This is a genomic window from Nonomuraea sp. NPDC001636 (genome assembly GCF_040298265.1).
In the GTDB taxonomy this organism is placed as follows: Bacteria; Actinomycetota; Actinomycetes; order Streptosporangiales; family Streptosporangiaceae; genus Nonomuraea.
The window spans coordinates 96,638-122,379 of the sequence record NZ_JBEOZT010000026.1; the positions used below are offsets into that span (position 1 = coordinate 96,638).

At 72.6% G+C, this 25,742-nt stretch carries 31 protein-coding genes; 14 read left to right on the forward strand and 17 right to left on the reverse strand.

The genetic code is table 11. The features are described 5' to 3' along the window. Positions 1-3 precede the first annotated feature (3 nt). Positions 4-765, forward strand: coding sequence for a PIG-L deacetylase family protein (locus tag ABT158_RS37795; RefSeq protein ID WP_352361953.1), 762 nt, complete (start codon positions 4-6; stop codon positions 763-765). Positions 766-775: 10 nt separating this feature from the next. Here the strand turns inward: ABT158_RS37795 and ABT158_RS37800 are convergent, their stop codons facing one another. Next, positions 776-1,276, reverse strand: a complete 501-nt coding sequence (locus ABT158_RS37800) for a carboxymuconolactone decarboxylase family protein (RefSeq protein ID WP_352361955.1) — start codon at positions 1,274-1,276, stop codon at positions 776-778. A gap of 66 nt (positions 1,277-1,342) precedes the next feature. Further along, positions 1,343-2,236: an RNA polymerase sigma factor SigJ gene (gene sigJ / locus ABT158_RS37805; protein ID WP_352361957.1), complete on the reverse strand. Its 894-nt coding sequence runs from the start codon at positions 2,234-2,236 to the stop codon at positions 1,343-1,345. Between the two features lie 169 nt (positions 2,237-2,405). Between sigJ and ABT158_RS37810 the strand changes: the two genes are divergently transcribed. Then, positions 2,406-2,783: a hypothetical protein gene (locus ABT158_RS37810; protein WP_352361959.1), complete on the forward strand. Its 378-nt coding sequence runs from the start codon at positions 2,406-2,408 to the stop codon at positions 2,781-2,783. On the opposite strand, the gene ABT158_RS37815 is transcribed toward ABT158_RS37810, so the two are convergent. From ABT158_RS37815 to ABT158_RS37825, 3 genes are all read right to left on the reverse strand, one after another. Next, on the reverse strand, positions 2,717-3,220 hold the full coding sequence (locus tag ABT158_RS37815) for a GNAT family N-acetyltransferase (RefSeq protein WP_352361961.1): 504 nt from the start codon (positions 3,218-3,220) through the stop codon (positions 2,717-2,719). The genes ABT158_RS37810 and ABT158_RS37815 overlap by 67 nt on opposite strands. Positions 3,221-3,280: 60 nt before the next feature. Continuing rightward, positions 3,281-3,670, reverse strand: a complete 390-nt coding sequence (locus ABT158_RS37820; RefSeq protein ID WP_352361963.1) for a VOC family protein — start codon at positions 3,668-3,670, stop codon at positions 3,281-3,283. 81 nt (positions 3,671-3,751) lie between these two features. Further along, on the reverse strand, positions 3,752-4,564 hold the full coding sequence (locus ABT158_RS37825; RefSeq protein WP_352361965.1) for a helix-turn-helix domain-containing protein: 813 nt from the start codon (positions 4,562-4,564) through the stop codon (positions 3,752-3,754). 89 nt (positions 4,565-4,653) lie between these two features. Between ABT158_RS37825 and ABT158_RS37830 the strand changes: the two genes are divergently transcribed. Both ABT158_RS37830 and ABT158_RS37835 read left to right on the forward strand, forming a co-directional pair. Beyond that, positions 4,654-5,100, forward strand: a complete 447-nt coding sequence (locus tag ABT158_RS37830; protein WP_352361967.1) for a hypothetical protein — start codon at positions 4,654-4,656, stop codon at positions 5,098-5,100. Between the two features lie 93 nt (positions 5,101-5,193). Next, positions 5,194-5,535: a DUF5713 family protein gene (locus ABT158_RS37835; protein ID WP_352361969.1), complete on the forward strand. Its 342-nt coding sequence runs from the start codon at positions 5,194-5,196 to the stop codon at positions 5,533-5,535. A gap of 4 nt (positions 5,536-5,539) precedes the next feature. Here the strand turns inward: ABT158_RS37835 and ABT158_RS37840 are convergent, their stop codons facing one another. Next, on the reverse strand, positions 5,540-6,367 hold the full coding sequence (locus tag ABT158_RS37840; protein WP_352361971.1) for a DUF6597 domain-containing transcriptional factor: 828 nt from the start codon (positions 6,365-6,367) through the stop codon (positions 5,540-5,542). Between ABT158_RS37840 and ABT158_RS37845 the strand changes: the two genes are divergently transcribed. Further along, positions 6,366-6,911 (forward strand): TIGR03086 family metal-binding protein, encoded by a 546-nt coding sequence (locus ABT158_RS37845; RefSeq protein ID WP_352361973.1) that lies wholly within the window; start codon positions 6,366-6,368, stop codon positions 6,909-6,911. The genes ABT158_RS37840 and ABT158_RS37845 overlap by 2 nt on opposite strands. A 28-nt stretch (positions 6,912-6,939) precedes the next feature. Here the strand turns inward: ABT158_RS37845 and ABT158_RS37850 are convergent, their stop codons facing one another. Further along, positions 6,940-7,440 carry a DoxX family protein gene (locus ABT158_RS37850; protein ID WP_352361975.1) on the reverse strand — a complete coding sequence of 167 codons (501 nt, stop codon included), beginning with the start codon at positions 7,438-7,440 and terminating at the stop codon, positions 6,940-6,942. A 147-nt stretch (positions 7,441-7,587) separates the two neighbouring features. Beyond that, on the reverse strand, positions 7,588-8,982 hold the full coding sequence (locus ABT158_RS37855; protein WP_352361977.1) for an NAD(P)H-quinone dehydrogenase: 1,395 nt from the start codon (positions 8,980-8,982) through the stop codon (positions 7,588-7,590). 253 nt (positions 8,983-9,235) lie between these two features. Here ABT158_RS37855 and ABT158_RS37860 point away from each other — a divergent pair, with 253 nt between their 5' ends. Then, positions 9,236-9,655 (forward strand): gamma-glutamylcyclotransferase family protein, encoded by a 420-nt coding sequence (locus tag ABT158_RS37860; protein ID WP_352325470.1) that lies wholly within the window; start codon positions 9,236-9,238, stop codon positions 9,653-9,655. On the opposite strand, the gene ABT158_RS37865 is transcribed toward ABT158_RS37860, so the two are convergent. Beyond that, entirely contained in the window at positions 9,652-10,956 is a 1,305-nt protein-coding gene (locus ABT158_RS37865; RefSeq protein ID WP_352361979.1) for an MFS transporter, read from the reverse strand. The two genes, ABT158_RS37860 and ABT158_RS37865, sit on opposite strands and share 4 nt — an antisense overlap. A 114-nt stretch (positions 10,957-11,070) precedes the next feature. Here ABT158_RS37865 and ABT158_RS37870 point away from each other — a divergent pair, with 114 nt between their 5' ends. The 4 genes from ABT158_RS37870 to ABT158_RS37885 are packed head-to-tail and all read left to right on the forward strand — an operon-like array spanning position 11,071 to position 15,841. Further along, positions 11,071-12,051, forward strand: a complete 981-nt coding sequence (locus tag ABT158_RS37870; RefSeq protein ID WP_352361981.1) for an Lrp/AsnC family transcriptional regulator — start codon at positions 11,071-11,073, stop codon at positions 12,049-12,051. Further along, entirely contained in the window at positions 12,048-13,352 is a 1,305-nt protein-coding gene (locus ABT158_RS37875; protein ID WP_352361983.1) for a M20/M25/M40 family metallo-hydrolase, read from the forward strand. Before ABT158_RS37870 ends, ABT158_RS37875 begins: the two co-directional genes overlap by 4 nt. Positions 13,353-13,355: 3 nt before the next feature. After that, a complete protein-coding gene (locus ABT158_RS37880; RefSeq protein WP_352361985.1) occupies positions 13,356-14,159 on the forward strand; it encodes a purine-nucleoside phosphorylase in 804 nt (267 codons plus the stop codon). A gap of 47 nt (positions 14,160-14,206) precedes the next feature. After that, on the forward strand, positions 14,207-15,841 hold the full coding sequence (locus tag ABT158_RS37885) for a phospho-sugar mutase (RefSeq protein ID WP_352362106.1): 1,635 nt from the start codon (positions 14,207-14,209) through the stop codon (positions 15,839-15,841). Positions 15,842-15,899: 58 nt separating this feature from the next. Here the strand turns inward: ABT158_RS37885 and ABT158_RS37890 are convergent, their stop codons facing one another. Beyond that, positions 15,900-16,268, reverse strand: coding sequence for a YciI family protein (locus ABT158_RS37890; RefSeq protein WP_352324881.1), 369 nt, complete (start codon positions 16,266-16,268; stop codon positions 15,900-15,902). A gap of 157 nt (positions 16,269-16,425) precedes the next feature. Here ABT158_RS37890 and ABT158_RS37895 point away from each other — a divergent pair, with 157 nt between their 5' ends. Continuing rightward, positions 16,426-17,931, forward strand: coding sequence for an MFS transporter (locus ABT158_RS37895; protein ID WP_352361988.1), 1,506 nt, complete (start codon positions 16,426-16,428; stop codon positions 17,929-17,931). A gap of 4 nt (positions 17,932-17,935) precedes the next feature. Here the strand turns inward: ABT158_RS37895 and ABT158_RS37900 are convergent, their stop codons facing one another. The 3 genes from ABT158_RS37900 to ABT158_RS37910 are packed head-to-tail and all read right to left on the reverse strand — an operon-like array spanning position 17,936 to position 19,898. Next, positions 17,936-18,421, reverse strand: coding sequence for a GyrI-like domain-containing protein (locus ABT158_RS37900; protein WP_352361990.1), 486 nt, complete (start codon positions 18,419-18,421; stop codon positions 17,936-17,938). Between the two features lie 14 nt (positions 18,422-18,435). Next, a complete protein-coding gene (locus ABT158_RS37905) occupies positions 18,436-19,080 on the reverse strand; it encodes a sigma-70 family RNA polymerase sigma factor (RefSeq protein ID WP_352361992.1) in 645 nt (214 codons plus the stop codon). After that, positions 19,080-19,898 (reverse strand): MerR family transcriptional regulator, encoded by an 819-nt coding sequence (locus ABT158_RS37910; RefSeq protein ID WP_352361994.1) that lies wholly within the window; start codon positions 19,896-19,898, stop codon positions 19,080-19,082. The genes ABT158_RS37905 and ABT158_RS37910 overlap by 1 nt, the downstream gene beginning before the upstream one ends. A 111-nt stretch (positions 19,899-20,009) precedes the next feature. Here ABT158_RS37910 and ABT158_RS37915 point away from each other — a divergent pair, with 111 nt between their 5' ends. Genes ABT158_RS37915 through ABT158_RS37925 form a run of 3 tightly spaced genes read left to right on the forward strand, consistent with a single transcriptional unit; the run spans position 20,010 to position 22,859 of the window. After that, positions 20,010-20,687, forward strand: coding sequence for a TetR/AcrR family transcriptional regulator (locus tag ABT158_RS37915; protein WP_352361996.1), 678 nt, complete (start codon positions 20,010-20,012; stop codon positions 20,685-20,687). Beyond that, the gene (locus ABT158_RS37920) at positions 20,647-22,134 is read left to right on the forward strand and encodes an AMP-binding protein (RefSeq protein ID WP_352361998.1); all 1,488 of its coding nucleotides are present in this window, start codon (positions 20,647-20,649) and stop codon (positions 22,132-22,134) included. Before ABT158_RS37915 ends, ABT158_RS37920 begins: the two co-directional genes overlap by 41 nt. Next, the gene (locus tag ABT158_RS37925) at positions 22,131-22,859 is read left to right on the forward strand and encodes an enoyl-CoA hydratase/isomerase family protein (protein ID WP_352362000.1); all 729 of its coding nucleotides are present in this window, start codon (positions 22,131-22,133) and stop codon (positions 22,857-22,859) included. The genes ABT158_RS37920 and ABT158_RS37925 overlap by 4 nt, the downstream gene beginning before the upstream one ends. A gap of 33 nt (positions 22,860-22,892) precedes the next feature. Here the strand turns inward: ABT158_RS37925 and ABT158_RS37930 are convergent, their stop codons facing one another. The 4 genes from ABT158_RS37930 to ABT158_RS37945 all read right to left on the reverse strand — a co-directional run bounded on the left by ABT158_RS37930 (position 22,893) and on the right by ABT158_RS37945 (position 25,678). Beyond that, on the reverse strand, positions 22,893-23,519 hold the full coding sequence (locus tag ABT158_RS37930) for a PH domain-containing protein (RefSeq protein WP_352362002.1): 627 nt from the start codon (positions 23,517-23,519) through the stop codon (positions 22,893-22,895). Continuing rightward, positions 23,516-24,589, reverse strand: a complete 1,074-nt coding sequence (locus ABT158_RS37935) for an adenosine deaminase (protein ID WP_352362004.1) — start codon at positions 24,587-24,589, stop codon at positions 23,516-23,518. The genes ABT158_RS37930 and ABT158_RS37935 overlap by 4 nt, the downstream gene beginning before the upstream one ends. Positions 24,590-24,720: 131 nt before the next feature. Then, entirely contained in the window at positions 24,721-25,071 is a 351-nt protein-coding gene (locus ABT158_RS37940; protein WP_352324870.1) for a cupin domain-containing protein, read from the reverse strand. 4 nt (positions 25,072-25,075) lie between these two features. Then, positions 25,076-25,678 carry an AMIN-like domain-containing (lipo)protein gene (locus ABT158_RS37945; RefSeq protein WP_352362006.1) on the reverse strand — a complete coding sequence of 201 codons (603 nt, stop codon included), beginning with the start codon at positions 25,676-25,678 and terminating at the stop codon, positions 25,076-25,078. Positions 25,679-25,742 lie beyond the last annotated feature (64 nt).

Below are 25,742 nucleotides of genomic sequence, written 5' to 3' on the forward strand. Positions count from 1 at the left end.
CACATGTTGAGAACCCTCGTGATCGCCGCTCATCCCGACGAGCCCGAGATCTACGCGGGCGGCACGGCCGCGCTGCTGGCACGGGCCGGCCACGCGGTGAAGTTCCTGACGCTCACCAACGGCGACGCCGGGCACCACGAGCTGGAGCGCGGCCCGCTGGCGCGCCGCCGCGCCGAGGAGGCGTGGCGCGCGGCCGACGCGCTGGGCGTGGTGGACTACGAGATCTTCGACGTGCACGACGGCATGCTGGAACCCACCGTCGAGCTGCGGTTGCGGGTGCTGGCGCAGATCCGCGCCTGGCGGCCCGACCTGGTGATCGCCCTGCACGCCGACGGCGGCGGCCACCCCGACAACCGGGCCGCCGGGCAACTGGCCGCGCACGCGGTGGAGTTCGCGATGACGCGCAATCTGGAGGTGGGCAAGCCGGCCCTGCGGCGCATGCCGGTGTGCCTGCTCATGACCGACTACGCCTCCGCCCCCGTCCACCGGCCCGACGTGGTGGTGGACGTGTCCTCGGTGCTGACGGCCAAGCTCGACGCGTGCCTGGCCCACGCCTCCCAGTTCCTGGAGTTCGCGCCGTGGCAGCGGGGCTTCCTGGACCAGGCTCCCCCGCCCGGTGACGTGGCCGCCGGACGGGCGTTCGTGCTCGAACACTGGGCGGAGTTCCTGAAGGAGGAGACGTTCCAGTTCGCCGGCTACGGCAGGAAGGCCGACCGGGAAGAGGTCGGCCGCCTGCTCGCCGGGACCGCCGCCCCGGTCGCGTAGCCGCCCGGCGTCAGCCGGTGTAGTTCTTGCCGGGGGGCCTGCCGGGGATCGGCTTGGCTATGACGGCGACGGGGATGAAGAAGCAGATCTGGCTGATGGCCAGGACGAGCGTCCACAGGGCCTTGTCGTCGTAGTGTTCGGCCGCCCTGGCGTACAGCTCGTCGGGGACGCGTTCCCCGGCCGGGTTCGCGGTGAGGACGGCCTCCACCAGCTCCAGCGCCACCCGTTCGGCGGCGGAGAAGTAGGGGGCGTCCCGCCACGACGCCACGGCGGTCAGGCGCTCGTCCGGCTCCCCCGCCCGGCGCAGCAGGTCGGCCTGCCGGACCGTGTGGTAGGTGCTGCCGACGATCTGCCCGGCGCGCAGCTGCACCAGGCCGACGGTGCTCCCCGGGATCGCGCCGTTGCGGGTGGCCTTGGTCATGGCCACCGCGATCTCCCCCAGCTCGGGGAAGAACTGGGAGGGATCGGGCAGACGCGACTGGGGGTTCTCCTGCTCGGTCGTCGTGGACATCGGCTTCCCTTCTTCTGCGAATCCTGTCTCGAAGGTCCGACGACGCAGCGTCCGGAAATGTGAGGGTCAGGCCGCCGTCCAGGGGTGCAGCTTGTCGGGGTTGCGCACCGCCCACAGCCGCTTGATCCGGCCCTCCGTCACGTCGAACGCCATGACCATCACGGTGACGCCGTCGCGCTGGGCCACCAGGCCGGGGCGGCCGTTGACGGTGCGTTCCAGCAGCGTCATGGCCGGCGCCAGGGTGGCGATCTCGACGGCGTAGCGGGCCACCCGTGCGGCGCCCTCGATCGGCCGCAGCACGGCGCTGACCACGCCGCCGCCGTCGGCGACGCCGACCACGCCGGGGTCGAGCAGGGCGATGAGTGCGTCGATGTCCTTGGCCTCCCACGCCTGCTTGAACGCGCGGACGATGCCGGCCTGCCGGGCGGCCGGCGTCACCGAGGTCCGCGCGGCGTCGATGCGGTGCCGGGCGGAGGAGGCCAGCTTGCGGCAGGCGGCCGGAGTGCGGCCGACGATCGCCGCCACCTCGGCGAAGGGGTAGCGGAAGACGTCGTGCAGGACGAACGCGACCCGCTCGGCCGGCGTCATCGACTCCAGCACGACGAGGAAGGCCATGTTGACCGACTCGTCCAGGGTGACCCGGTCGGCCGGGTCGTCGCCGGCCCATTCCGTGCGGTCGGGCAGCGGCTCGGGGATCCATTCGCCCACGTAGCGCTCGCGGCGGGCGCGGGCCGAGCCGAGCACGTCCAGGCAGATGCGGCCGGCGACCCTGGTCAGCCAGGCGCCCGGCGACTCGATGGCCTCCTGCTGCCCGGGTGACATGGCGTACCAGCGGGTGTAGGTCTCCTGGACGACGTCCTCGGCGTCGGCCAGCGAGCCGAGGAGGCGGTAGGCGAGGTTGATGAGCTGCCGGCGCTCGCTCATGATCGCGTCCAGGCCGGGGTCGGGTGCGGTGGTCATGATGTGGACGACTCCCTTAGTCGCTTTTGCCCTAGTGTGTCCGACGAGGCGGCGCTCCCAGATGTGAGGTCACCGCGCCACCTCACATTTCCGGCGGTCACGTCGTCGGACTTGTCGAAGGCAAGCCCCAGAAGCGGACCGCCGTCATCCGGCGGTCGAGGAGTACCCCATGTTGCTACGTGTCGCGATCATCCTGCAGACCCTGGCCCTGTTCGCCGCGCCGGTCACCGCCGGGCTGCTGCTGTCGGTGCCCAACGGGCAGCCGCTGCACAGCGCCGCCGCGTACACGGTGTTCGTCGTGGCGGTGCTGCACCTGGTGGCCGCGATCCTGGCGTGGCGGCCGGGCGGCGGGTCGCCGAAGCCGATCATGCACGCGGCCGGGTTCCTGGTGCTGGTCAGCGCCCAGGTCGCGCTGGGCATCGCGCACGTGACGACCCTGCACGTGCCGCTGGGCGTGCTGCTGTTCGCCGGCAGCGTGCTTCAGCTCAGCCGGGTCTGGACGGCGCGGTCCAGCGACCGGGCCAGCCGCACGCTCTCCTCCCTGTAGCCGAGAGCGGCGTAGAACCGGCGGGCGGTGGTGTTGGCGGCGCCCGTCTCCAGGATGAGGTGGCGCAGCCCCTGGTCACGGGCCCAGTCCTCGGCCGCCGCCATGAGCCGGCGGCCCAGGCCCGCGCGGACGGCGTCCGGGGCGACGGCCAGCTCGCCAACGTAGGCGTCCTCGTCGCCGGTGAAGTGCCGCTGCCGGTCCACCGAGACGACGCCGACCACCCGGGAGCCGCGCACGGCGACGAAGACCGCTCCCCGTCGTTCCCCCGCCGCGGCGACGGACCCGGCGAGCCACCGCTCCGCCGCCCGTACGGCCGCGCCGGGGTCCCGCCAGGCCGCGACCCCCTCCGCCAGCCGGGGAGCCAGCGCCAGCACCCCCGGACGGTCCTCTTCGCGGTAGGGCCGGATGCGGACGTGCGCCTGAGCCATGTCGTCCATGCCGAGCAGCATGACAGGCCGGACCAGCGGGAATAAAGGGCCACCGCGCCGCCCGGCGTCTCAGCGCAGGTCGCCGGTGAGGATCCACAGGTGGCCGTACGGGTCGCGGAGGCGGCCGGAGCGCAGGCCGTAGGGCCGGTTCTCGATCGGCACGACCATCCGCGCGCCGTGGGCGGTCATGCGCTCGCCGACGGCGTCCGGGTCGGCGACGACGATCTCCAGGAGCACCGGGGAGCCGCCCAGGTCGTCCGGCGAGAGCCAGCCCCAGTCGGCGACGGCGGGCGAGACCCGGAAGGCGGCGCTGCCGAGGCGGTGCTCGATGACGGTGGGCCGCCCGTCGTCGCCCGGCGCGGCGCGGAACACCTCCTCGGCATCCAGGGTGTCCCGGTAGAAGGCGGACGCCCGGTCGGGGTCGGGCACGATCAGGCGAGGAACGAAGTGCAGGTCCATGCGGCCATCGTGGCGGCGCGCGGCGGCCGGGGTCTTGAACAAATGGGCACGGACCACGGCGGGTGTCGCAGGCCCGGGGTGTCAGCGTGGGGCGGGAGGCGGCGGGGCGGGTGGGCCTTCGGCGCGTAGCCACTCCGTGGGCGTGCAGCCGGCCATGGCGCGCCACTCCCTGGTCAGGTGTGCCTGGTCGGCGAAGCCCGAGGCGGCGGCCACCTCCGCGAGCGCCGTCCGTCCGGAGCGCGCGGCGGCCACCAGCCGGCGCCGGGCGGCCTCGAAGCGGACGAGCCGCTGGTACTCCTTCGGCGTCACCCCGAACTCGCCGCGCACCGCCCCGCTCAGGTGCCGCCGCGAGCACCCGAGCAGCCGGGCGGCCTCCTCGACCCGAGCGGTCCCGGACAGGGCCGCGAGCGTGGCCCGCGAGGTGCGGCGGGCGGCGCGGTCGCCGTGGCGGGCCAGCCCCGCGAGCAGGCGGTGTTCGACCAGGGCGCGGCGCTGGGCCCAGGACCGGCAGCCCGCCAGCCGCTCCGGCAGGTCGGCCAGCGCCGGGACGACGTCGGCGAGGTCGGCCACCTCCCCGGCCAGCGCCGAGGCGGGCACCCCGAGCAGGGCGGCGGCGCCCGGCGGGGTGAGCGTCAGCCACACCCCGCGCGTGCCCGCCCGCTGCCGCAGCTCGGCCGCGTCGAGGTGCAGCCCGGCCACGGCGGCCCGCAGCCGCCGCGCCGGCCCCGGCCGCCCGAGCCAGGCGATGTCGACCGGGCCGTCCTCGGGGATCGTGACCGACAGCGTGGACGACGGCAGCCCGCGATGAACCCCGCCCGAACCGGGCCCGAGGTCGTAGGCGGCCAGCGTCGTCACGTACGGCGACAGCGCGGCGGACATTCCATCGGCGCTCACCCTGCCACGGTACGGCCCGCCGGCCGCGCGCCGGTCCCCAGGTCCGGCGTGCGGGTGACGGGCGGGCCGGTCGGGGTAGCGGCCAGGGCATGCACACACTCGTCAAGGGACTGATCGCAGGAGCCGCGGGCACCACGGCGCTCAACACCGTCTCCTACCTGGACATGCTCGTCCGGGCGCGGGCCGCCAGCAGCACGCCGCGGCAGGCCGTGGCGAAGTTGTCCGGCCTGACGCACACCGACCTCGGCGACGGCGACCGGGCCGCCAACCGCACGGAGGCGCTGGGCTCGCTCATGGGGTACGCGACCGGCGTCGCCTCGGCCATCGCCTACGGGTTCCTGTCGGGGCGGCGCAGGTCGTGGCCGGTCGGGGTGCTGGCGCTCACCGCTCTGGCCATGTCCGGCTCGAACGTGCCGCTGACGTTGCTCGACGTCACCCATCCGAGCGAGTGGCCGGCGGGCGCGTGGGTGTCCGACGTCGTCCCGCACCTCGCGTACGGGATCACGGCGTACGCGGCGTACGAGCTGATGCGCTGACCTGGGCGCGTCCGGCGGATTCTGTCGGTGGCGGCGGGCATGATCGAGCCGTCCGACCGCGTCCGACCGCGTCCGCACGAAATGGAGATCGGGTTGTCCCCCACGCATCCGCAGGTGATCGGCCACGCCTTCCTCAAGGCCCTCTACGACGACGGCTACTACCCCGACCACGTCGTCGACAAGGGCAGGGCCGTGCTGCTGCGGCTGTGCGAGCGCGTCGAGACCGAGCGGCCCGGCGACCTGGCCTCCCTCTACGCGCTGACGCATGCCGCCACGGAGGAGTTCAACGCGCTCGACGAGGAGTTCCACGAGGCCGGCAGCGAGATCGAGACCGTCGCGCGCGAGGCGATCGCCGAGGAGTTCTGGTTCGTGGCCACCACCTACGGCTTCCCGGAGGCCGACGTCGAGGAGCTGATCGCCACCCGCGAATGGTGACGCGTCAGGCGTGCGGGTTGAGCCGGGCGTAGGCGGCGGGCGGCATGCCCACGGCGGCCGTGAAGTCGCGGGTCAGGTGGGCCTGGTCGGTGTAGCCCAGCTCGGCGGCGAGCGTGGCCAGGTCGAGGCCCTGCCGCACGCGTTCGGCGGCCTCGTGCAGCCGGAACCGGCGGATCACCCATTTGGGGCCGATGCCGACATAGTCCCGGAACAGCCGTTGCAGCGAGCGCACCGACCGGCCCGCCCGCGCGGCCAGCTCGTCGACCCTGGTCACGGTCACGTCGTCCTCGGCCAGCCCTACCAGGGCCGCGGCCTCCTCGGCCGGCGGGTCCGGCGCCGGCCCGAGCGCCAGCAGGAACGCCTCCACCAGCGCGATGGCGGCCCCCGGGTCCGGCTCGGCCAGCACGCCTTCGACCAGCGCCGGGCCGGTGGCCGGGAACATCTCGCCGATCTCCACGAACCGGCCGGTGAGCTCGGACACCGGGCCGCCGAGGAACGTCCGGAAACCGCCGGGGCGGAAGCGGGTGCCGAGCGCGCGGCCGGTCCCCCGCATCGTGTACGAGAACCCGCCGTCGATCACCCCCGCGATCCGGTGGAAGTCCTGGGCGATCGTCAGGTTCACGGTCGGGTGCGACAGGATGCGCTGCTCGTACGGCTCGGCGAGGTCGGTCCAGGTGACGACCCAGAAGTGGGCGACGTACGCCGCCAGCTCCGGCGACGGCGCCCAGCGCGCGAAGTCGAAGGCGGCCAGCCCCGCGTAGGGGTTGACCCAGCCGCGCTGTCGCGTTTCTACAAGCCGTGCCCGAGGCAGGCGGGACATCATGTCTGCCATGGAAGACATGATGCCGCTGATGACCCGGGCCACCCACCGGACCGCCGGTCTGGTGGCCGCCGTGCGGCCCGAGCAGTTCGGCTCCCCGACGCCGTGCGCGGAGTTCGACGTCAAGGCGCTGGTCAACCACCTGGAGTGGGTGGCGGAGATGTTCGCGTCGCTGGCGCACGGCGGGGAGCGCACCGAGCAGGGCCCGTACGCGGGCGACTTCCCCGAGCGGGCCGAGCGCATGCTGGCCGCCTGGTCGCGGCCGCAGGCGTGGGAGGGCACGTGCGCCGCGCTGGGCGGCCTGCCGATGACCATGGTGGCCCACCTGTGGCTGGTGGACATGGTCGTGCACGGCTGGGATCTGGCCAGGGCCACCGACCAGGCGTACGAGCCGGATGCCGAGGCCGTCGCCCGCGCGCTGGGGTTCACGGAGCAGTCGGTGGAGATGGGCCGGCAGAGGGGGGCGTTCGGGCCGCCGGTGGCGGTGCCGGACGACGCCCCGCCGTTCGACCGGCTGCTCGGCCTGATCGGCCGCGACCCGGCCTGGAAGCCCTGACCGGTCCATCCGCGGAGGAGAGGCCGGGTCAGCGGGCGGCGGGCACGGGCCGCACTCCCTCCCGGCCGGGCACGGCCCGCCGCCCGGCGGCGAAGAGCGCCGCGGCGATGTACAGCACCTGCTCCGGGACGCGCTCCCACAGCGGCGTGGCCTCCCCGCCCGCGAAGGGCACGTCGGAGACCGCCGCGTAGACGTTCGCCGGGAGCAGGCCGACGAACAGCAGGGCCAGGCAGATCCCGGCCGCCCGGCGGGTGGCGGGCAGCATCAGCCCGACCGCCCCGGCCAGCTCCAGCACGCCGGTCAGGTAGACCACCGCCGCGGGGAACGGCACGAAGGGCGGCACCATGCGCACCAGGTCGCCGTGGTTCGGCATGAAGGTCACCCCTTCAGGGACGAAGTGCGCGCTTCCCGTCATGACCACCATGACGGCCAGCCCGTGCGCCACCGACACCTGCCACGTGCCGAACCGCCGCACGCCGAGCACGCCCAGCAGCCGGAAGCCCAGCGTGGCCACCAAGAGAACGATCACCGTCACCGGAACACCCCATTGGATAGTACCGTTATCCGAACTTGGATAACAGTACTATCCAATTACCGCGGAAGCAAGCGCGGACAGCAAGAAGCCGTGCGGGTCAGGGCGACCCGCACGGCTTCGCGCGCGCTGAGGAGGGGACGGCTAGATGCCGATGGCGGCCTCGGGCTGCATGAGGCGGCGGGCCGCCTCGGTGATCGAGCCCGACAGCGACGGGTAGACCGCGAACGAGTGGGCGACCTGGTCGACCGTCAGCCGCTGCTGCACGGCCAGCGACACCGCCAGGATCAGCTCCGAGGCGCGCGGGGCCACGACCACGCCGCCGAGCACGATGCCGGTGTGAGGGCGGCAGAACAGCTTGACGAAGCCGTCGTTGAAGCCCTGCATCTTGGCCCGCGCGTTGGTGGCCAGCGGCAGCTTGACCACGTTCGCGTCGATCTCGCCCGCCTCGATCGAGCGCTGCGCCACGCCGACGGCCGCGATCTCGGGATCGGTGAAGATGTTGGAGGCCACCGTGGCCAGCCGCAGCGGCTGGACGGCCTCGCCCAGGGCGTGCCACACGGCGATGCGGCCCTGCATGGCGGCGACCGAGGCCAGCATGAGCACGCCGGTGCAGTCGCCGGCCGCGTAGACGCCGGGCGCGGACGTGCGCGAGACCTTGTCGACCTTGACGAAGCCGTTGCGGTCGAGCTGCACGCCGGCCTCCTCCAGGCCGATGCCGCCGGTGTTGGGGACCATGCCGACCGTCATCAGCGCGTGGGAGCCCTCGGCCGTGCGGCCGTCCTCCAGGGTCACCACCACGCCGTCGGCCGTGCGCTTGACGGAGGAGGCGCGCGAGCGGCCCATGACGTTCATGCCGCGCCGCCGGTAGACCTCTTCCAGGACCTCGGCGCCGTCGGCGTCCTCGTTGGGCATCATCCGGTCGCGGCTGGAGACCAGCGTGACCTCAGCGCCGAGCGAGCGGTAGGCGCCGGCGAACTCCGCGCCGGTCACGCCGGAGCCGACCACGATCAGGTGCTCGGGCAGCTCCTCCAGGTCGTAGAGCTGCCGCCAGGTGAGGATGCGCTCGCCGTCGGGCTCGGCCCCCGGCAGCACGCGCGGCGTCGCGCCGGTGGCCACGAGCACCACGTCGGCCCTGATCGTACGGTCGCCCGCGCGCACGACCTGCGGATCGACCAGCCGCCCCCGCGCCTTGACGATCTCGACGCCCTCGGCCTCGACCCGGGTCGCGATGTCGGCCGACTGGGCCTGGGCCAGCTCCTTGACCCGCTTGTTGACCAGCGGCAGGTCGACGCCGACCACACCGGCGTCGCCGTCGGGGCCGCCCGAGAACGAAACGCCGAGCGAGGGCGCGTCGAGCAGGGCCTGCTTGCGGACGGAGGTGGCGATCAGCGTCTTGGACGGCACGCAGTCGGTGAGCACGCAGGCCCCGCCCGGCCCGTCCTGCTCGACCATCGTGACCTGTGCGCCTAGTTGAGCCGCCACCAGCGCCGCTTCGTAGCCGCCCGGCCCGCCACCAATGATCACGATCCTCGTCACGTGTCCCATTCTCCCGCACGTGCCCCCGGAAGCCGCAACCGACCCATGACGGGATCACGTTCCGGCGGACATGGGGGACACATGGGCCTTCCGTGCCCGGCTTGATGGACCGACACGCCGGGTCAGCGTGGCAGGATGGCGCGGTAGCTGGATGACGAGCGGCACCCGGCGAGAGGGGTGGATCGTGGCGTGGCTTTCGGATCAATCAGGGAAGCCGAATGATCTACGGCTTTACGGCTCCTACGGGATGAACATGGATCCCGAGCAGATGGCCATGCGCGCCCCGCACTCCCCGATCTGGGGTGTCGGCTGGCTGACGGGCTGGCGGCTGACCTTCGGGCGCACCGACAGCAAGTGGGAGAGCTCGCTCGCCACCATCGTGGAGGACCCCGACGAGCACGTCTTCGTCGTGCTCTACGACGTGCCCGAGTGGGAGGAGACCTCGCTCGACCAGTGGGAGGGCGCGGTCCGCGGGGCCTACCACAAGGTGCGGCTGCGGGTGCAGACCCTCGACGGCGAGGTCGTCGCCTGGTTCTACGTGCTCGACGGCTACGAGGGCGGCCTGCCCTCGGCCCGCTACCTGTGCAACCTGGCCGACGCGGCCGAGCGCGCGGGCGCCCCCGACGACTACGTCAAGGAGCTTCGGGAGCGCCCCTGCACCTCGGCGCCCTAGCGGAGCGGCTCGTCCTTGGTCTCGCGCAGCACGAAGACGTACACGAGCGTGGAGATCAGCGCCAGGGCGGACATATACCACGGGAACATCTCGGGGTTGCCGGCCTTCTGCAGCGCGGTGCCGATCAGCGGCGCGGTGCCACCGAAGATCGCCACGGTCAGCGAGTACGGGAACCCGGCCCCCGCCGCCCGCACCCGGGTCGGGAACAGCTCCGAGTTCACCGCGGCCGAGACCGAGGTGAAGCAGCCCAGGAACACCATGCCGATCATCTGCACGACCAGCAGGCTGGCGAAGGAGTCGGTGAGCAGGCCGAGCAGCGGCACCGGCAGGATGAGGAAGCCCAGCCCGAACGCGATCAGCATCGGCTTGCGCCCGATCTTGTCCGACAGCAGGCCCAGCAGCGGCTGCAGCAGCATGAAGAACACCAGCGAGATCGTGCCGACCTGGAGCGACTCGGCCTTGTCGAACGAGACCGTGATCTGCGCGTAGGTGGGCAGGAAGCTGGTCCAGGTGTAGTACGCGACGGTGCCGGCGATGGTGATGCCGACGATGGTGAGCGCGGACTTCGGGTGGAGCTTGAGGAACTCGAACATGCCCGGCCGCTTGGCCTCGCCCCGCTGGATCTCCTCCGCGACCGCCGAGGTCTCGTCGGCGCCCTTGCGGATCCACAGGCCGACCAGGCTGAGCAGCGCGCCCACCAGGAACGGGATGCGCCAGCCGTAGGAGCTCATGTCCTCCTTGACCAGCGTCGAGGTGAGCACCGCGGCCAGGCCGGAGGCGATGAGCTGGCCGATGGTGGTGCTGACGTACTGGAAGGAGGAGAACAGGCCGCGGCGGCGCGGCGGGGCCGACTCGACGAGGAACGTGGTGGCGGCGGCGAACTCGCCGCCCACGGACAGGCCCTGGATCAGCCGGGCCAGCGTCAGGATGACCGGCGACAGCAGGCCCACGGCCTCGTAGGTGGGGGTCAGGCCGAGCAGCAGCGAGCCGCCGCCCATCAGGATGATGGTGAAGGTCATCGCGGACTTGCGGCCGTACCGGTCGGCGAACGCGCCCACCAGCAGGCCGCCCAGGGGCCGCATGAAGAAGCCCACCGCGAACACCGCGAACGAGCTCAGCAGCGGCACCAGGCTGTTGCCGGAGCTGTCGGGGAAGATCTGCGCCGAGAAGACCGTGGCCAGGAAGGTGTAGGCGTACCAGTCGTACCACTCGACCACGTTGCCGATGCTGGCCGCCATGAGCTGACGGACCCTGCTCTTCGGTATGCCGAGCGGCGATTGCACGACGGGGGAGGTCGACACGGCATGTGCTCCTTTTGCTGACACGTGGAGTAATGGCTTACTGTGCATTCGGAAGACCGAAACAGTCAAATGTCTGGGCAATTATTTACAAACCCGACACGGAAGCGGTTGCAGGTGGACGTTCTCGACCGGCGGCTCGTGGCCGCGCTGCAGGTGAGCCCGCGCGCCTCGTGGGGCGAGATCGGCAGGGCGGTCGGCGAGCACGAACGCACGGTCGCCCGCCGGCTCCAGCGGCTCATCGCCGACGGCGTCGTCCGCGTCACCGCGATCTACGACGACCTGCGCACCGGCCACGGCCGCCCCGCGCACCTGCACGTCCAGGTGCGGCCCGGCACGGCGGCCCAGGTGGCCAGATCGCTCACCGACCGGCGCGACACGCGGTCGGTCTACGCGCTGACCGGGGCCGCCGACCTGGCCTGCGAGCTGGTGCCGCCGTCCCGGCAGGACCTGCACACCATCCTGGCCCACGACATCAGCGAGATCGACGGCGTGCTCCAGACGCAGACCCAGGTCGTGCTGCACACGTTCACCACCGTGGCCGAATGGCACGCGCCCTTCCTCACCGAGCGGGAGGTGGCCGAGCTGCGCCCCGCGCCGCCGCCCCCCGACCTGCCCGACGAGGACGGCCTGTCGCCGCTGGAGAAGGAGATCGCCGAGCTGCTGGCGGCCGACGGCCGGGCCGCCTTCACCACGATCGCCGAACGGCTCGACCTGTCCGTCCCGACCGCACGCCGGCGGGTCGGCTCGCTCATCGACCGGCGGTTACTGCTGCCGCGCGCCGAGGTCGAGCCCGCGCTGCTCGGGCTGGAGGTCGAGGCCATGCTCTGGCTGAAGGTGCGGCCGTACGGGCTGGGCGAGACCGGCCGGCGCCTGGCCGAGCACCCCAACGTGCGTTACTGCGCCGCCACCTCGGGCACCCACTCCCTCATCGTCCAGGTGGCGGTGGCCCACGAGGCCGACCTCTATCGTTTCATGACCGACGTGCTCGGCCGGCTCGACGAGATCACCGACAGCGACCTGACCCTCATCACCCGCGCGTACAAGCGCGGTCACCTCCACAAGTCCGGACTGCTCACCCTGGAGAAGACGCCATGACACCTGCCGAGAAGGAAGTCGCCGACCTGTGCGTGGAGCTGATCCGCGTCGACAGCAGCAACTACGGGGACGGCAGCGGCCCCGGCGAGCGGGCCGCGGCCGAGGTCGTCATGGCCAGGCTCGACGAGGTCGGCATCGAGGCGACGTACGTCGAGAGCGAGCCGGGCCGCGGCAACGTGGTCACCCGCGTCGAGGGCACCGACCCGTCGCTGCCCGCGCTGCTCGTCCACGGCCACCTCGACGTGGTGCCCGCCAACGCCGCCGACTGGTCGGTCGACCCGTTCGCCGGCGAGGTCAAGGACGGCTACATCTGGGGCCGCGGCGCCGTGGACATGAAGGACATGGACGCGATGATGCTGGCCGTGCTGCGCCAGATGAAGCGCGAGGGACGCCGTCCGCGCCGCGACATCGTCTTCGCCTGGGTCGCCGACGAGGAGGCCGGCGGCGTGTACGGCGCCAAGTACCTCACGGCCAACAACCGCGAGCTGTTCGAGGGCGTGACCGAGTCCATCAGCGAGGTCGGCGGCTACTCGCTGGAGGTCGACCCGTCGCTGCGGCTGTACCTGATCGAGACCGCCCAGAAGGGCCTGGCCTGGATGAAGCTGGTCGCCGACGGCACCGCCGGGCACGGCTCGATGCTCAACTCCGACAACGCGGTCACCGAGGTCGCCAAGGCCGTGGCCCGGCTCGGCGGGCACGAGTGGCCGCTCACCTACACGCCGACCGTGCGCCAGTTCCTCACCGAGGTCGCCGACGCCTTCGGCCTGCCGTTCGACGAGGACGACCCGGCCCCGCTGCTGGACAAGCTCGGCCCGCTGGTGCGGTTCGTCGGCGCGACGCTGCGCCACACCACCAACCCGACCCAGCTCGACGCCGGCTACAAGTCGAACGTCATCCCCGGCCAGGCCACCGCCGTCGTGGACGGGCGTTTCCTGCCCGGCTTCGAGGAGGAGTTCTTCAAGACCGTCGACTCGCTGATCGGGCCGAACGTGCGCCGCGAGTTCGTGCACCACGACATCGCGCTGGAGACGACGTTCGACGGCGCGCTGGTCGAGTCGATGATCGCGGCGCTGAAGGCCGAGGACCCGACCGCGCGGGCGGTGCCGTACTGCATGTCGGGCGGCACCGACAACAAGACCTTCTTCGCCGACCTGGGCGTGCGCGGGTTCGGGTTCGTGCCGCTGCGGCTGCCCGGCGACATGGACTTCGCCTCGATGTTCCACGGCGTGGACGAGCGGGTGCCGGTGGACGCGCTGCAGTTCGGGGTGCGGGTTCTGGACAGGCTGCTCCTAAACTACTGAGATGTGAGCAACGACGCATACACCCTGGCCGCAGAGGCCGCCGCCGCCCTGACCGGCGCGGCCGGCCTCGACACCTTCGACGTGGCCCTCGTCATGGGGTCGGGGTGGGTCCCCGCCGCCGACGCGATCGGGCAGACGGTGGCCGAGATCCCGTTCACCGATCTGCCCGGCTTCCGCGCCCCCGCCGTGGCCGGGCACGGCGGCAAGATCCGCGTCGTGCGCACACCGTCCGGGCGGCACGCGCTGGTCTTCCTCGGCCGCACGCACCTGTACGAGGGCCTCGGCGTCGACGCGGTCGTCCACGGCGTGCGCACGGCGGCCGCGGCGGGCGTGCGCACGGTCGTGCTGACCAACGCGGCGGGCGGCCTGCGGCCGGAGACGCAGAACGTCGGCGACCCGGTGCTGATCAGCGACCACATCAACCTGACCGGCGCCAACCCGATCACCGGCACCACCTTCATCGACCTCACCGAGGTCTACTCGCGCCGCCTGCGCGCCCTGGTCCGCGAGATCGACCCGACCCTGGCCGACGGCGTCTACGTGGCCTTCCGCGGCCCGACGTACGAGACGCCGGCGGAGATCCGGATGTTGCGCACGCTCGGCGGCGACCTGGTGGGCATGTCCACCGTGCTGGAGGCCATCGCCGCCCGCGAGGCGAACCTGGAGGTGCTCGGCGTCTCCCTGGTCACCAACCCGGGGGCGGGCCTGTCCGGCGAGCCGCTCAACCACGAGGAGGTCCTGGAGGTGGGCCGCGCCACGGCCGCCCGCATGGGCGTGCTGCTGGCCAAGGTGGTGGACCGCCTGTGACCGCCGGCATCCCGCCGGAGGCCGACGGGGACGTCCCGCTCCCGCCCGTGGACGCCGACCTGCTGCGCCGCGCCCGCCAGTGGCTGGCCCAGGATCCCGACCCCGACACCCGGGCCGAGCTGTCCGACCTGCTGGAGGACGACGACCTGCCCGCCCTGCGCGAGCGGTTCCAGGCCAAGCTGGAGTTCGGCACCGCCGGCCTGCGCGGCGAGCTGGGCGCGGGCCCCAACCGGATGAACCGGGTCACCGTCATGCGCGCCGCCGCCGGTCTGGCCAGTGTGCTGGGCGCCGGCAAGCACGTCGTGATCGGCTACGACGCCCGGCACAAGTCCGACGTGTTCGCCAGGGATACCGCCGCCGTCCTGACCGGCGCTGGGCTGCACGTCTCGTTGCTGCCGCGCCCGCTGCCCACGCCGGTGCTGGCCTTCGCCGTCCGCCAGCTCGGGGCCGACGCGGGCGTGACGGTCACCGCCAGCCACAACCCGCCCAGGGACAACGGCTACAAGGTCTACTGGGGTGACGGCTCGCAGATCGTGCCGCCGGTCGACCGGGAGATCTCGGCCGCCATCGACGCGGTGGGCCGGGTCGACCAGCTTCCCCTCAACGGTCCTGGCACGCTCACCGAGCTGGGCGAGGACATCGTCGACGACTACATCGACGCGGTCACCGCCCTGCCGCTGGGCCAGGCGCGCGACCTGCGGGTGGCGTACACGCCGCTGCACGGGGTGGGCTCGGGGACGCTGACGGGGGCCTTCCTCGCGGCGGGCTTCGAGACGCCGATGGCCGTGGAGGAGCAGCGCAACCCCGATCCCGACTTCCCGACGGTGGCCTTCCCCAACCCGGAGGAGCCCGGCGCGATGGACCTGGCGGTCGCGCTGGCCGCCAAGCTCGGCTCCGACCTGGTGCTGGCCAACGACCCCGACGCCGACCGGTGCGCGGTCGGCGTGCCGCTGCCCGACGGCACGTGCCGCATGCTGACCGGCGACGAGGTCGGCGGCCTGCTGGCCGAGCACGTGATCACGCACACCACCGGCGACCGGCTGGTGGCCACCACGATCGTCTCCTCGACCCTGCTGAGCAAGATCGCGCAGGCCCACGGCGTGCGCTACGGCGAGACGCTGACCGGGTTCAAGTGGATCGTCAAGGCGGGCGAGGGCCTGGTCTTCGGCTACGAGGAGGCCATCGGCTACTGCGTCGGCTCCGACGCCGGCCTGCCGGTCCACGACAAGGACGGCATCGGCGCGGCCCTGACCGTGGCCGCCGTCGCCGCGGCCGCCAAGCGCGCCGGCCGTACGCTGCTCGACCTGCTCGACGACCAGGCCGTCCGGTACGGCCTGCACGCGACGTCCCAGCTCAGTTTCCGGGTCGCCGACCTGTCGCTGATCTCCGGCGCGATGGACCGCCTGCGCGCCGCCCCGCCCGCCACGCTGGGCGACCACACGGTCGAGGCCGTGGACGACCTGAGCCGCGGCGACGGCGGCCTGCCCCCGACCGAGGGCCTGCGCTTCCACCTGTCGGACGGCGGGCGCGTCGTGGTCCGCCCGTCGGGCACCGAGCCCAAGCTGAAGTGCTACCTGGAGGTCGTGGTGCCGGTGACCGGTGAGGTGGCGCAGGCGCGCGCGTCGGCCGCCCGCGACCTCGACGCCCTCAAGGCCGACCTGACCGCCGTCCTGGGCCTGTAGACCGGCCTGTGGACCGGCCTGTGGACCGGTGGGCCCGCGCCGCGGGCCCACCGGCCGGTCACATGTCGGCGCCCGCCGAGAACATGATCGGCCGGACCTCGATGGCCAGGCCCTCGATCTGGCTGTCGGGGATCATCCCGGCCAGCTCGATCGCCCGCTCGCGGCTCTCGCAGTCGACGATGTAGTAGCCGCCCATGTACTCCTTGGCCTCCAGGAAGGGGCCGTCGGTCACGGCCGGCAGGCCGTTGCGGGTGCGGACGACGGCGCTGGTGGACGGGTCGCCGAGCGCCTGCGTGCCGATCATCTCGCCCGACTCCTGGATCGTCTTCATGAACGCGCCGTGGCCGCTCATGATCAGTTCGCGCTGCTCCTCGCTCAGGGTGTCCATGACCTGCTGGTTCACCTGCATGATCAACAGAAACTTCATCGTCTCTCCTCGTGGTCTGGCGAGTTCCGTCGTGCTGGGGTCGGAGCCGGCGCGTCCCTCTCGACATGCCCTGCGAAACTTTTCCGGAAAGCACGTCGAGCGCGCGAGCCGGGCTCCGACCTCCTGGTGAAACCGACGACACCAGGAGGCTCCCGACATGCCGCATCTCACCGAGACCGCCGCCGAGCCCAGGGCCGGGCGGCGCGAATGGGCCGGGCTGGCGGTGCTCGCCCTGCCCACCCTGCTCGTCGCGGTCGACATCAACGCGCTGTTCCTGGCGCTGCCCCGGCTGAGCGTGGAGCTGGGGGCGAGCGCCGTCCAGCAATTGTGGATCATCGACATCTACGGGTTCATGGTCGCCGGGCTGGTGATCACCATGGGCGGCCTCGGCGACCGCATCGGCCGCCGCCGGCTCCTGCTGACCGGCGCGGCGGCCTTCGGCGTCGCCTCCCTCGCGGCGGCGTACGCGACCAGCCCGGCCATGCTGATCGCCGCCCGTACGGTGCTGGGCGTCGCCGGCGCCACGCTCATGCCCTCCACGCTCGCGCTCATCACCAACATGTTCCGCGACGCCCGGCAGCGCGGCACGGCCATCGCCGTCTGGGCCACCTGCCAGTTCGCCGGGGCCGCGCTCGGGCCGGTCGTCGGCGGGCTGCTGCTTGAGCACTTCTGGTGGGGGTCGGTGTTCCTGATGGCCGTCCCCGTGATCGCGGTGCTGCTCGTGGGCGGCGTGCTGCTGCTGCCGGAGTACCGCGACCCGGACGGCGGGCGGATGGACCTGGCCAGCGTCGCGCTGTCGATGCTGGCGATCCTGCCGGTGGTCTGGGGCGTCAAGGAGCTGGCCGCCTCGTCGGCGTCGGCCGGGCCCGCCGCGCCGCTCGCCGCGATCGCGGTCGGTCTCGCGTTCGGGGCGGCGTTCGTACGGCGGCAGCTCACGCTCGACGCTCCCCTGCTCAACCTGCGCCTGTTCGCCCAGCGTCCGCTCACCCTGATCCTGACCGCGCTCGTGCTGGCGGGCATCGCCATGGCGGGCACCGGGCTGCTGGTCACCCAGTACCTGCAGTCGGTGCTGGGGTACACCCCGGCGCAGTCGGCGCTGTGGTTCGCGCCCATGGGGCTCGGCGTCGCGCTGGGGACCACGCTGACCCCGGCCCTGACCCGCCGCGTCGCCCCCCGCGCCGCCGTCATGGGCGGCCTGACGCTGTCGGCCGCCGGGGCGGCGCTGCTCACGCAGGCCGAGACCGGGCTGCCGGTGGTGATCACCGCCATCACCGTGCTGGCGCTGGGCACCGGCCCGCTGTTCGCCCTGGGCACGGGGATCGTGGTCGGCTCGGTGCCGCCGGAGAAGGCCGGGTCGGCGGCCTCGCTGGCCGAGTCGGGCAACTTCCTGGGCGGGACGCTCGGCCTGGCCCTGCTCGGCACGGTCGCCGCGGCCGTCTACCACCACGCCCTGCCCGCGCACGTGCCCGACGCGGCCAGGGAGACCCTGGCGGGCGCGGCGGCGGTGGCCGGAACGCTCGCCCCGGCGCGGGCCGCCGAGCTGCTGGCGGCCAGTCACGCCGCGTTCTTCAGCGGGATCGTGGCGATCGGCCTGGCGGGCGCGGCCCTGTTCGTGCTGGCCGCGCTGCTGACCTCGCTGCTGCCCCGCGCGAACGCGGCGTGACGGATCAGGCCAGGCGGAACTGCAGGTCGATGTCCCAGTTGTTCAGGTCGGGCTCGATCCGCGGGTCCGTCCGGTAGAGCTCCAGCCGGCAGCCCCAGTGCTCGACGCCGTCCTTCTCGGTCATGTCCCAGGTCAGGCCCTGCTCGGCGGCCCACGTCAGCACCGACTCGATGACGCCGGAGAGCCGGTCGGGGTGGCCGTGGTGGGACTCGGTGACGAAACGGCCCGCGGGCAGCGTGCCCGCGTGGAACTCGCCCTCGCCCTCCACAGGCTCGGTGACGGGCACGCCCGCCTCCACCACCAGCCGGTCCTGCGGCAGGTCGATGCTGTGGTACCGGAAGAACGGGGCTCCGGCCATGGTGTGCCCGCGCTCGGCGAGCCAGCCGATCATCTCCGCGATCCGGTCTCCGACGAGACCGAAGCTGGTCATCGTGATGGTCTTCTTGATCCCGAGGTAGGGACGCTCGGGAAGTTCGACGATCTGTGGCATGTGTCTGTCCTCCTTCACCTGTCAGTACGGAACGGCTGTCCGAAACTCATCGGCAGGCCGAAGAACGGCACGAGCCGGGGATCGAGAAAGGTGGTCACGCCGGTGACGACTCCGCCGCCGATCTCCAGGACTACCAGGGCGAACGCCTCCCCGTCCCGATACTGGGCGAAGGCGGGCGCGCCGTTCGCCCCCAGCAGGTCCGCCACCTCGGCGGCCCGCCACTTCAGCACGTCGCGCAGGATGAGGACGGCCCGCTGGCGCGGCGGCAGCCGTTGCAGCGCGGCCACGAACGCCAGCCGCACGCTCTCCCTGGCCACCGCCAGCTCCGCCGGGTCGGCCGGCAACACGCGCCCGTCGGGCACCGGCCACACCCAGGCGCCCCCGGGCAGCGGATCGCCGAGCGGGTCGCCGGGACGCGCCGCCGGCCCGAGGTCCATCGCCCGCGCCCGCCGCTGCGGCCCGCGCAGCATGTCCAGGCAGACGGACGTGGCGAGCCGGAACAACCACGGGCGCAACGGCCCCCGCCCGGACTCGTACGTGCGCCACGCCCTGACGAACGTCTCCTGCACCGCGTCCTCGGCCTCGAAGCCCGAGCCGAGCATCCGGTAGCAGTAGCCGGTCAGCTCGACCCGGTGGCGTTCCAGCTCGGGCGCCTCCACTAGGCCGGGGCCACCTCGATCTGCAGCTCGTGCACCCATTCCGCGCGATCCTCCGGGCAGTGCAGCGACACCTCTCTCGCCAGGGCGAGCGAGCGGTAGCCGTTCTCCTCGATCCAGTGGGCCAGGGCCTGGAAGGTCGGCCCGACGGCCTCCATCGGGCCGTGGTGGATGATCGTGGCCGCCGTGCCGATCGCGGGCAGGTCCGTGATCTCGAAGTCGTGGCGGGGATCGGGGTCCACGTTGACCGGCAGGCAGGCGTGGACCATGACCGAGCCGTCGTCCTCCTGGCGGTAGTAGGCCAGGCCGGGGCCGGCCACCCGGACGTCCGCCCGCTCCACACGGGCGCAGATCTCCTCGAACAGCGGCCCGATCACCGGGCCGACGTCCTCGCCCTCGTAGCTGGCCGCCCTGGCGCTGAGCTGCGCGACCCGGACCGGGTCGACCTTCTTCAGCACGACTTCCGCGGTTCTCATGTGCCCCTCCGTCTCGATGCTGCGGAGTCTCGCCTCGACGCCGCGCAGCCTGGCCAGGTCGGCGTTGATCTGCGCCTCCAGCTGGGCGCGGCGCAGCCGTACCATGCCGTGCAGCTCCTCGGTGCTGACCTTCTCGTCCAGGATCGTCCGGACCTGTTCCAGCGTGAAGCCGAGGTCCTTGATGGCGACGATCCGGTTGAGCCTGGCCAGTTGCGCGGCCTGGTAGGACCGGTAACCGGTGAGCGGGTCCACGTGCGCGGGGCGCAGCAGGCCGATGGCGTCGTAGTGGCGGAGCATGCGTACGGACACGAGCCCCAGCCGAGCGAAATCTCCGATGCTGAACATGTCGGGTCCAGAAGTAGGGGCTCACACGGTGTCAGAGTCAACCTATGGCGATTTCTAGGGACATGGGGTATTTTCCAGCGTAAGAAGCAACCGAACGTTCGTTAGGTCGCCATGGACGTGGACCCACTGCTCCGGATCAGGACCGCCGCGGTGCGGCTCTTCGCCCAGCAGGGCTACGCCGCCACCGGCATCAGAGACCTGGCCAGGGCGGTGAACCTGACCAACGCCGGCGTCTACCACCACGTCCACAGCAAGGAAGCCCTGCTGGCCGACCTCATGCGGACCGGCCTGCAAGGACTGATCGACTCGACCGCCCGCGTCCTGGACGGGGCCACACGTCCCGCCGACCGCCTCGCCCTGCTGATCACCTCCCTCACCGCCCTGCACGCGCTCACCCCCCTGACCAGCCGCGTCATGGACGGCGAGCTCCGCTCCCTGACCCCCGGCTCGCCCGCCCACACCGAGGTCATCGCCCTGCGCGACGCCTACGAGAGCCACTGGAAGAGCGCCCTGGCCGACGGCGTCGCCGACGGCGTCTTCCACGTCGCCGACCAGAAGCTGACCCGCCTCGCCCTCATGTCCATGTGCACCGGCACCAGCGAGTGGTACCGCCCCGACGGGGACTCGACGTTGGAGCAGGTGTGCGCGGAGTTCGTCACGATCGGCCTGGCCGCCGTACGCGCCGCCGGCCCGGTCGTGGCGCCCCTCGATCGACGCCTGCTGCCCGTCTTCCCGTGGGAGCCGCCGGATGCACACCACGATCCCCGACCTGCTGAGGCACGCCGCTAGCACGTACGGCGAGCGCGAGTTCCTCCGTTTTCCCGCTTCCGCACCCGCCCTCCCGGCGACCTCGCTGAGCTTCGCCGAGGCCGACGCCGTCTCGGGCCGCCTGGCCCGCGCGCTGGCCGGCCAGGGGGTGCGCCCCGGCGACCGGGTGGCCGTCATGCTGGACAACGAGCCGTGGTGGCCGTTGAGCTGGTTCGCCGTGCTGAAGGCGGGGGCGGTCACCGTCCCCGTGAACGTGCGGTACCAGGCCGCCGACCTGGAGCACGTCCTGCGCGACTCCGGTGCGGTCGCCACCCTGACCGGCGCTGAGCACGCCGCGCGCGTGCCGGGCGTGGTGCACCTCGTGGACGAGCTGACCGACGGCCCGCCTCTCGACATATCCCTCAGCGCGGACAATGTCGCCAATTTTCAGTACACGTCGGGGACGACGGGGTTCCCCAAAGCCTGCCTGCTCACCCACGACTACTGGGTCAGGACCGCCCGCGTCGTCGCCGACCTCGTCCGCCTGCGCGACGACGACGTCCTGCTGATCGCCCAGGCGTACTCGTACATGGACCCCCAGTGGACCACCCTGGTCTGCCTGCTCGGCGGCATCCCGCAGGTGGTGCTCCCCCGCTTCTCCGCCTCGGGCTTCTGGCCCGCCGTCCGGGAGCACGGCGCGACCCTCACGTACGTACTGGGCACCATGCCCCTGCTGATGCACAAGCAGCCGCCGAGCCCCCTCGACCGCGACAACCGGATGCGGCTCGTGCTCTGCTCGGGCATCGCCCCCGGCCTGCACCGCGCGTTCGAGGAGCGCTGGGGCGCGCCCTGGCGCGAGCTGTACGGCTCCACCGAGAGCGGCTGCGACCTGATGGCCGACCCGGACGCCGACGACACCGTCGGCACCGGCGCCCTGGGCACGCCGCCGCCCGGCAAGGAGGTCCGGCTCGACGAGGAGACGGGCGAGATCCTGGTCCGCGGCACGCCCATGATGACCGGCTACTGGAACCACCCCGAGGCCACCGCGCACGCCTTCCGCGGCGGCTGGTACCACACCGGCGACCTCGGCGTCCGCGACGCGCGAGGCCGCATCCGGCACGCCGGGCGGCTCAAGGACATGGTCCGCAGGGGCGGTGAGAACATCTCGTGCGCCGAGGTCGAGAGCGTGCTCGCCGGGCATCCCGCGGTCCTGTCCGCGGCCCTGGTGCCCATCCCCGACGACCTCTTCGGCGAGCTGCCCAAGGCGTTCCTCCAGCTCCGCCCCGGTCACGCCGCCGACGCCGGCACGGCCGCCGCCGTCATCGCCCACGCCAGGGAACGCCTGGCCCGTTTCAAGGTGCCGGCGTACGTGGAGTTCGTGGAGTCGTTCACGCTCACCCCGTCCGCGCGCATCGAGAAGCGTCACCTGCTCCGCCCCGGCCGCGACCAGCGCGCCGCCCCCGCCATCCCCACGGAGGACCCGGCATGATCGACGTGACCGTACGCGACGAGGTGGCCCTGATCACCCTCGCCCGCCCCGAGAAGCTGAACGCCCTGACCGCCGGCATGCGCAAGGAGCTGGCCGCGGCCGTCCGCGCGCACGGCCGCACCGCCAGGGGCATCGTGGTGACCGGCGCCGGCCGGGCGTTCTCGGCGGGCGAGGACATCGCCGAGGCGGCGGGCAAGCCGCTGGAGGCGGAGGTCGAGCTGTTCCACGACATGACCAGGGCCGTGCTGGAGACCCGGGTGCCGGTGGTCGCCGCGGTCAACGGCCTGGCCGTCGGCGGCGCCGCCGAGTGGACGCTCTGCTTCGACAGCCGTATCGGCGCCCCCGCCGCCGAGTACTTCTTCCCCGAGAACCACCTCGGCCTGTCGATCTCGAACGCCGCGAGCCACCTGCTGCTCCGGCTGGCCGGCGGCCGGGCGCTGCGGCTGGTGCTGGACTCGGCCCGGCTGAGCGCCGCCGACGCGCTGGCGGCCGGGCTGCTGGACGAGCTCGTGCCCGCCGAGGAGCTGGTGGAGACGGCGGTCGCGCGGGTGCGCCACTGGACCCGGCCGGGCACCGCCACCGCCGTGCACCTGGGACTGCTGCGCCCGCCGCCGGCCGAGGTCGAGCGCGCCTTCGCGGCCGAGACCGTGGCCGCCCGGCAGGTGGAGCAGTCGGGCCTGGCCCAGGCCGGCATGACCCGCTTCCTGACCCGCCGAACCCCCTGACCCGCCGGCTCTCGCCTTCGGGAGGGTGGGTGGTCAGGCGATGACGATGGCGGCGATGATCAGGGCGACCGCGACCACGAGGACGGCGATCGAGTCGTAGGACCAGGTGACCTTGGCCGGGGCCGCCGGTTCCGCGCGGCGGTGGGCGGCCTCGGCGCGGTCGCGGATCTGGTCGCCCACGAAGTCGGCGTGGGTCTTGCCGGTGAACGCCTCGGCGGCGGCCTGCTCGGCCCTGCTGACCGTGGCCTCGACCCGAAACCGGCCGCCCCGCTGGGGCTTGGGCACGCCGCGCCGCTGCGCCTTGGATCGCTCTCTGGCGCTGCTCATGGGCGTCCACAACCGCAGCACCTGCTCGTCGGCGCCCTCGCCGCCGTAACGGACGGCGATGGAGTGGGTGACCGTCACCTCGCCCACGGACGCCCACGGCAGGAACGTCGTGCGCAGCGGGTTGCGGGCCAGCAGCCCCTCCTCGCCGACCACGGTGGCGGGCCGGACCGCGATCGCGTAGACGAGCGCCGTCATCGCCCCGAGCACGGCCAGCGCCACCATGGACGGCTTGCCGTTGTAGTGGGCCGTCAGGTCCCACACGTTGAACGCCACGAAGACCAGCCAGGCGCAGCCCAGCACGAACCCGGTCTTGGACCGGTAGGTGTGTTTCACGGCTGCCACTTGATCTGCGCGAACCCCGGCTTGATCACGCCGTTGATCAGCGCCAGCCGCTCGTCGAACGGGAGGAAGGCCGACTTCATCGCGTTGACCGTGAACCACTGCAGGTCGTCCCAGCCGTAGCCGAACGCCTCGACCAGCTTGGCGAACTCGAGGGACACGCTCGTCGAGCTCATCAGCCGGTTGTCGGTGTTGACGGTGACCCGGAAGTGCAGCCTGCGCAGCAGCCCGATGGGATGCTCGGCGATCGAGTCGGCGGCCCCGGTCTGGAGGTTGGACGTGGGGCACATCTCCAGCGGGATGCGCTTGTCGCGCACGTACGCCGCCAGCCGCCCCAGCTTGGCCGACCCGTCGCCGGCCACGGTGATGTCGTCGATGATGCGGACGCCGTGGCCCAGCCGGTCGGCGCCGCACCACTGGATGGCCTGCCAGATCGACGGCAGCCCGAACGCCTCGCCGGCGTGGATCGTGAAGTGCGCGTTCTCCCGCTGAAGGTATTCGAACGCGTCGAGATGCCGGGTGGGCGGGTAGCCGGCCTCGGCCCCGGCGATGTCGAACCCCACGACGCCGACGTCGCGATAACGCACGGCCAGCTCGGCGATCTCCATCGAGCGGGCCATGTGGCGCATCGCGGTCAGCAGCGTGCCGACCCGGATGCCGCGGCCCTGCGAGCCCAGCGTGAACCCTTCGAGCACCGCCTCCACCACCTGGTCGAGGCTCAGCCCCATGGTGGTGTGCTGCTCGGGGGCGAAGCGCACCTCGGCGTAGACCACGCCGTCGTCGGCGAGGTCGCGGGCGCACTCGGCGGCCACCCGGACCAGGGATTCGCGGGTCTGCATGACCGCGACCGTGTGGTCGAAGGTCTCCAGGTAGCGCTCCAGCGAGCCGGAGTCGGCGGCCTCCTCGAACCAGAGGCGCAGATTGTCGGGGTCGGTGGAGGGCAGCCGCCCGTAGTCGATCTCCCGTGCGAGCTCGACGATCGTCTCGGCGCGCAGCCCGCCGTCGAGGTGATCGTGCAACAACACCTTGGGAGCCAGCCGGATCTTGTCAAGCGTGGGGCTCATCTGGCCATGATATGAGCACACTCCTCCGCCGCCGCACACGTCGCGCCCGCCTGTGGACAACCCTTCCGGCACAGCCGTAAGGCACGCCCGCGAGGCAGGCACGTGAGGCGCGCCCGGCCGGTCGCGGCCGGTCAGTCGCGGCCGGCGCTCTCCGGCGTGAAGGCGGGCAGGCACACGGCGACGTACTCGGCGCCGTCGGGGCCCACGCTGTAGCGCACCTTCTCCCCCGGCGACGTCACCACCGACTGGCCCGCGCCGACCTCGACCGTGCCACCGTCGTGCTCGACGAGCAGGCTGCCGCGCAGGACGACGGTGTACTCGGTGAACGACGGGGTCTGGGCGGGCTCGGCCCAGCCGGGCGGGGCGGTCATGTGGGCGATCGAGACCTGCTCGTCGCCGCTGTTGACGCGCCCCACGTGCTCGTCGATGATCTTGCCGCCGGGGACGGGGATGCGGGTCGGGCCCTCGATCTTTCTCACCACGGGCTCAGTGTGCCACGTCGAGCACCAGCCGGCTCGGCGCGGACTGCTCCTTCACCCGGAAGCCCGCCCGGCGGGCGAGCGCCAGGCCGACGCCCACGCGCCCCTCGAAGTCGCCGGTCCTGACGACGTGGGAGACGTTCCTGAGGCCGGCCCGATAGACGGGCCCGCCCTTCCAGGTGGGGTAGCCGTCGTCGTCGTGCGCGTTGGTCGGGAAGAGGGTGAGCTGCAGGTACGCGCCGCCGTGGACGCCCATGGGCTCGCCGGAGCCGTCCTGGAGGAATTCGTCCACCCATTTCACCTTGTATCCGGGGATGTCGCCCTTGAGGTCGATCACCACCCGGTCGTAGCCGTCGTGGGTCGCGTACCGGACGCCGGTCACCACGGCCGGGTCGAGGCCGTCGCGCTCGACGTCCACCTCGGTGGTGCTGGTGGGGACGTCCGAGGGGGTGCTGCGGGGCGTGGCGGTGCCGGGACCGGTGTCCGCGGGGGTGTCCAGCCGGGCGGTCTGCGAGGAGGTGCCGCACGCGGTCAGCACGGCGAGGCAGGCGAGCGGGACGGCGAGGCGAAGGCGCGACGACCGCTCGCCGGCCGGGGATGACGGGCGCATGCCCGGTAGATGCCCAGCCCACGGGCCTGCAAGCGGCTTGGCGGCGGATCGGCCCGGGTTTCCC

What these genes read in the sequence shown, in the direction of transcription:
- ABT158_RS37810 (WP_352361959.1), top strand. Translation starts at nt 2,406, where the DNA reads ATGTTGCTACGTGTCGCGATCATCCTGCAGACCCTGGCCCTGTTCGCC.
- ABT158_RS37945 (WP_352362006.1), bottom strand. Translation starts at nt 25,678, where the DNA reads ATGCGCCCGTCATCCCCGGCCGGCGAGCGGTCGTCGCGCCTTCGCCTC.
- ABT158_RS37890 (WP_352324881.1), bottom strand. Translation starts at nt 16,268, where the DNA reads ATGAAGTTTCTGTTGATCATGCAGGTGAACCAGCAGGTCATGGACACC.
- ABT158_RS37845 (WP_352361973.1), top strand. Translation starts at nt 6,366, where the DNA reads ATGGAAGACATGATGCCGCTGATGACCCGGGCCACCCACCGGACCGCC.
- sigJ (WP_352361957.1), bottom strand. Translation starts at nt 2,236, where the DNA reads ATGACCACCGCACCCGACCCCGGCCTGGACGCGATCATGAGCGAGCGC.
- ABT158_RS37925 (WP_352362000.1), top strand. Translation starts at nt 22,131, where the DNA reads ATGATCGACGTGACCGTACGCGACGAGGTGGCCCTGATCACCCTCGCC.
- ABT158_RS37900 (WP_352361990.1), bottom strand. Translation starts at nt 18,421, where the DNA reads ATGCCACAGATCGTCGAACTTCCCGAGCGTCCCTACCTCGGGATCAAG.
- ABT158_RS37840 (WP_352361971.1), bottom strand. Translation starts at nt 6,367, where the DNA reads ATGGCAGACATGATGTCCCGCCTGCCTCGGGCACGGCTTGTAGAAACG.
- ABT158_RS37875 (WP_352361983.1), top strand. Translation starts at nt 12,048, where the DNA reads ATGACACCTGCCGAGAAGGAAGTCGCCGACCTGTGCGTGGAGCTGATC.
- ABT158_RS37815 (WP_352361961.1), bottom strand. Translation starts at nt 3,220, where the DNA reads ATGGACGACATGGCTCAGGCGCACGTCCGCATCCGGCCCTACCGCGAA.
- ABT158_RS37800 (WP_352361955.1), bottom strand. Translation starts at nt 1,276, where the DNA reads ATGTCCACGACGACCGAGCAGGAGAACCCCCAGTCGCGTCTGCCCGAT.
- ABT158_RS37895 (WP_352361988.1), top strand. Translation starts at nt 16,426, where the DNA reads ATGCCGCATCTCACCGAGACCGCCGCCGAGCCCAGGGCCGGGCGGCGC.
- ABT158_RS37860 (WP_352325470.1), top strand. Translation starts at nt 9,236, where the DNA reads ATGGATCCCGAGCAGATGGCCATGCGCGCCCCGCACTCCCCGATCTGG.
- ABT158_RS37830 (WP_352361967.1), top strand. Translation starts at nt 4,654, where the DNA reads ATGCACACACTCGTCAAGGGACTGATCGCAGGAGCCGCGGGCACCACG.
- ABT158_RS37820 (WP_352361963.1), bottom strand. Translation starts at nt 3,670, where the DNA reads ATGGACCTGCACTTCGTTCCTCGCCTGATCGTGCCCGACCCCGACCGG.
- ABT158_RS37795 (WP_352361953.1), top strand. Translation starts at nt 4, where the DNA reads ATGTTGAGAACCCTCGTGATCGCCGCTCATCCCGACGAGCCCGAGATC.
- ABT158_RS37920 (WP_352361998.1), top strand. Translation starts at nt 20,647, where the DNA reads ATGCACACCACGATCCCCGACCTGCTGAGGCACGCCGCTAGCACGTAC.
- ABT158_RS37910 (WP_352361994.1), bottom strand. Translation starts at nt 19,898, where the DNA reads ATGTTCAGCATCGGAGATTTCGCTCGGCTGGGGCTCGTGTCCGTACGC.
- ABT158_RS37935 (WP_352362004.1), bottom strand. Translation starts at nt 24,589, where the DNA reads ATGAGCCCCACGCTTGACAAGATCCGGCTGGCTCCCAAGGTGTTGTTG.
- ABT158_RS37915 (WP_352361996.1), top strand. Translation starts at nt 20,010, where the DNA reads ATGGACGTGGACCCACTGCTCCGGATCAGGACCGCCGCGGTGCGGCTC.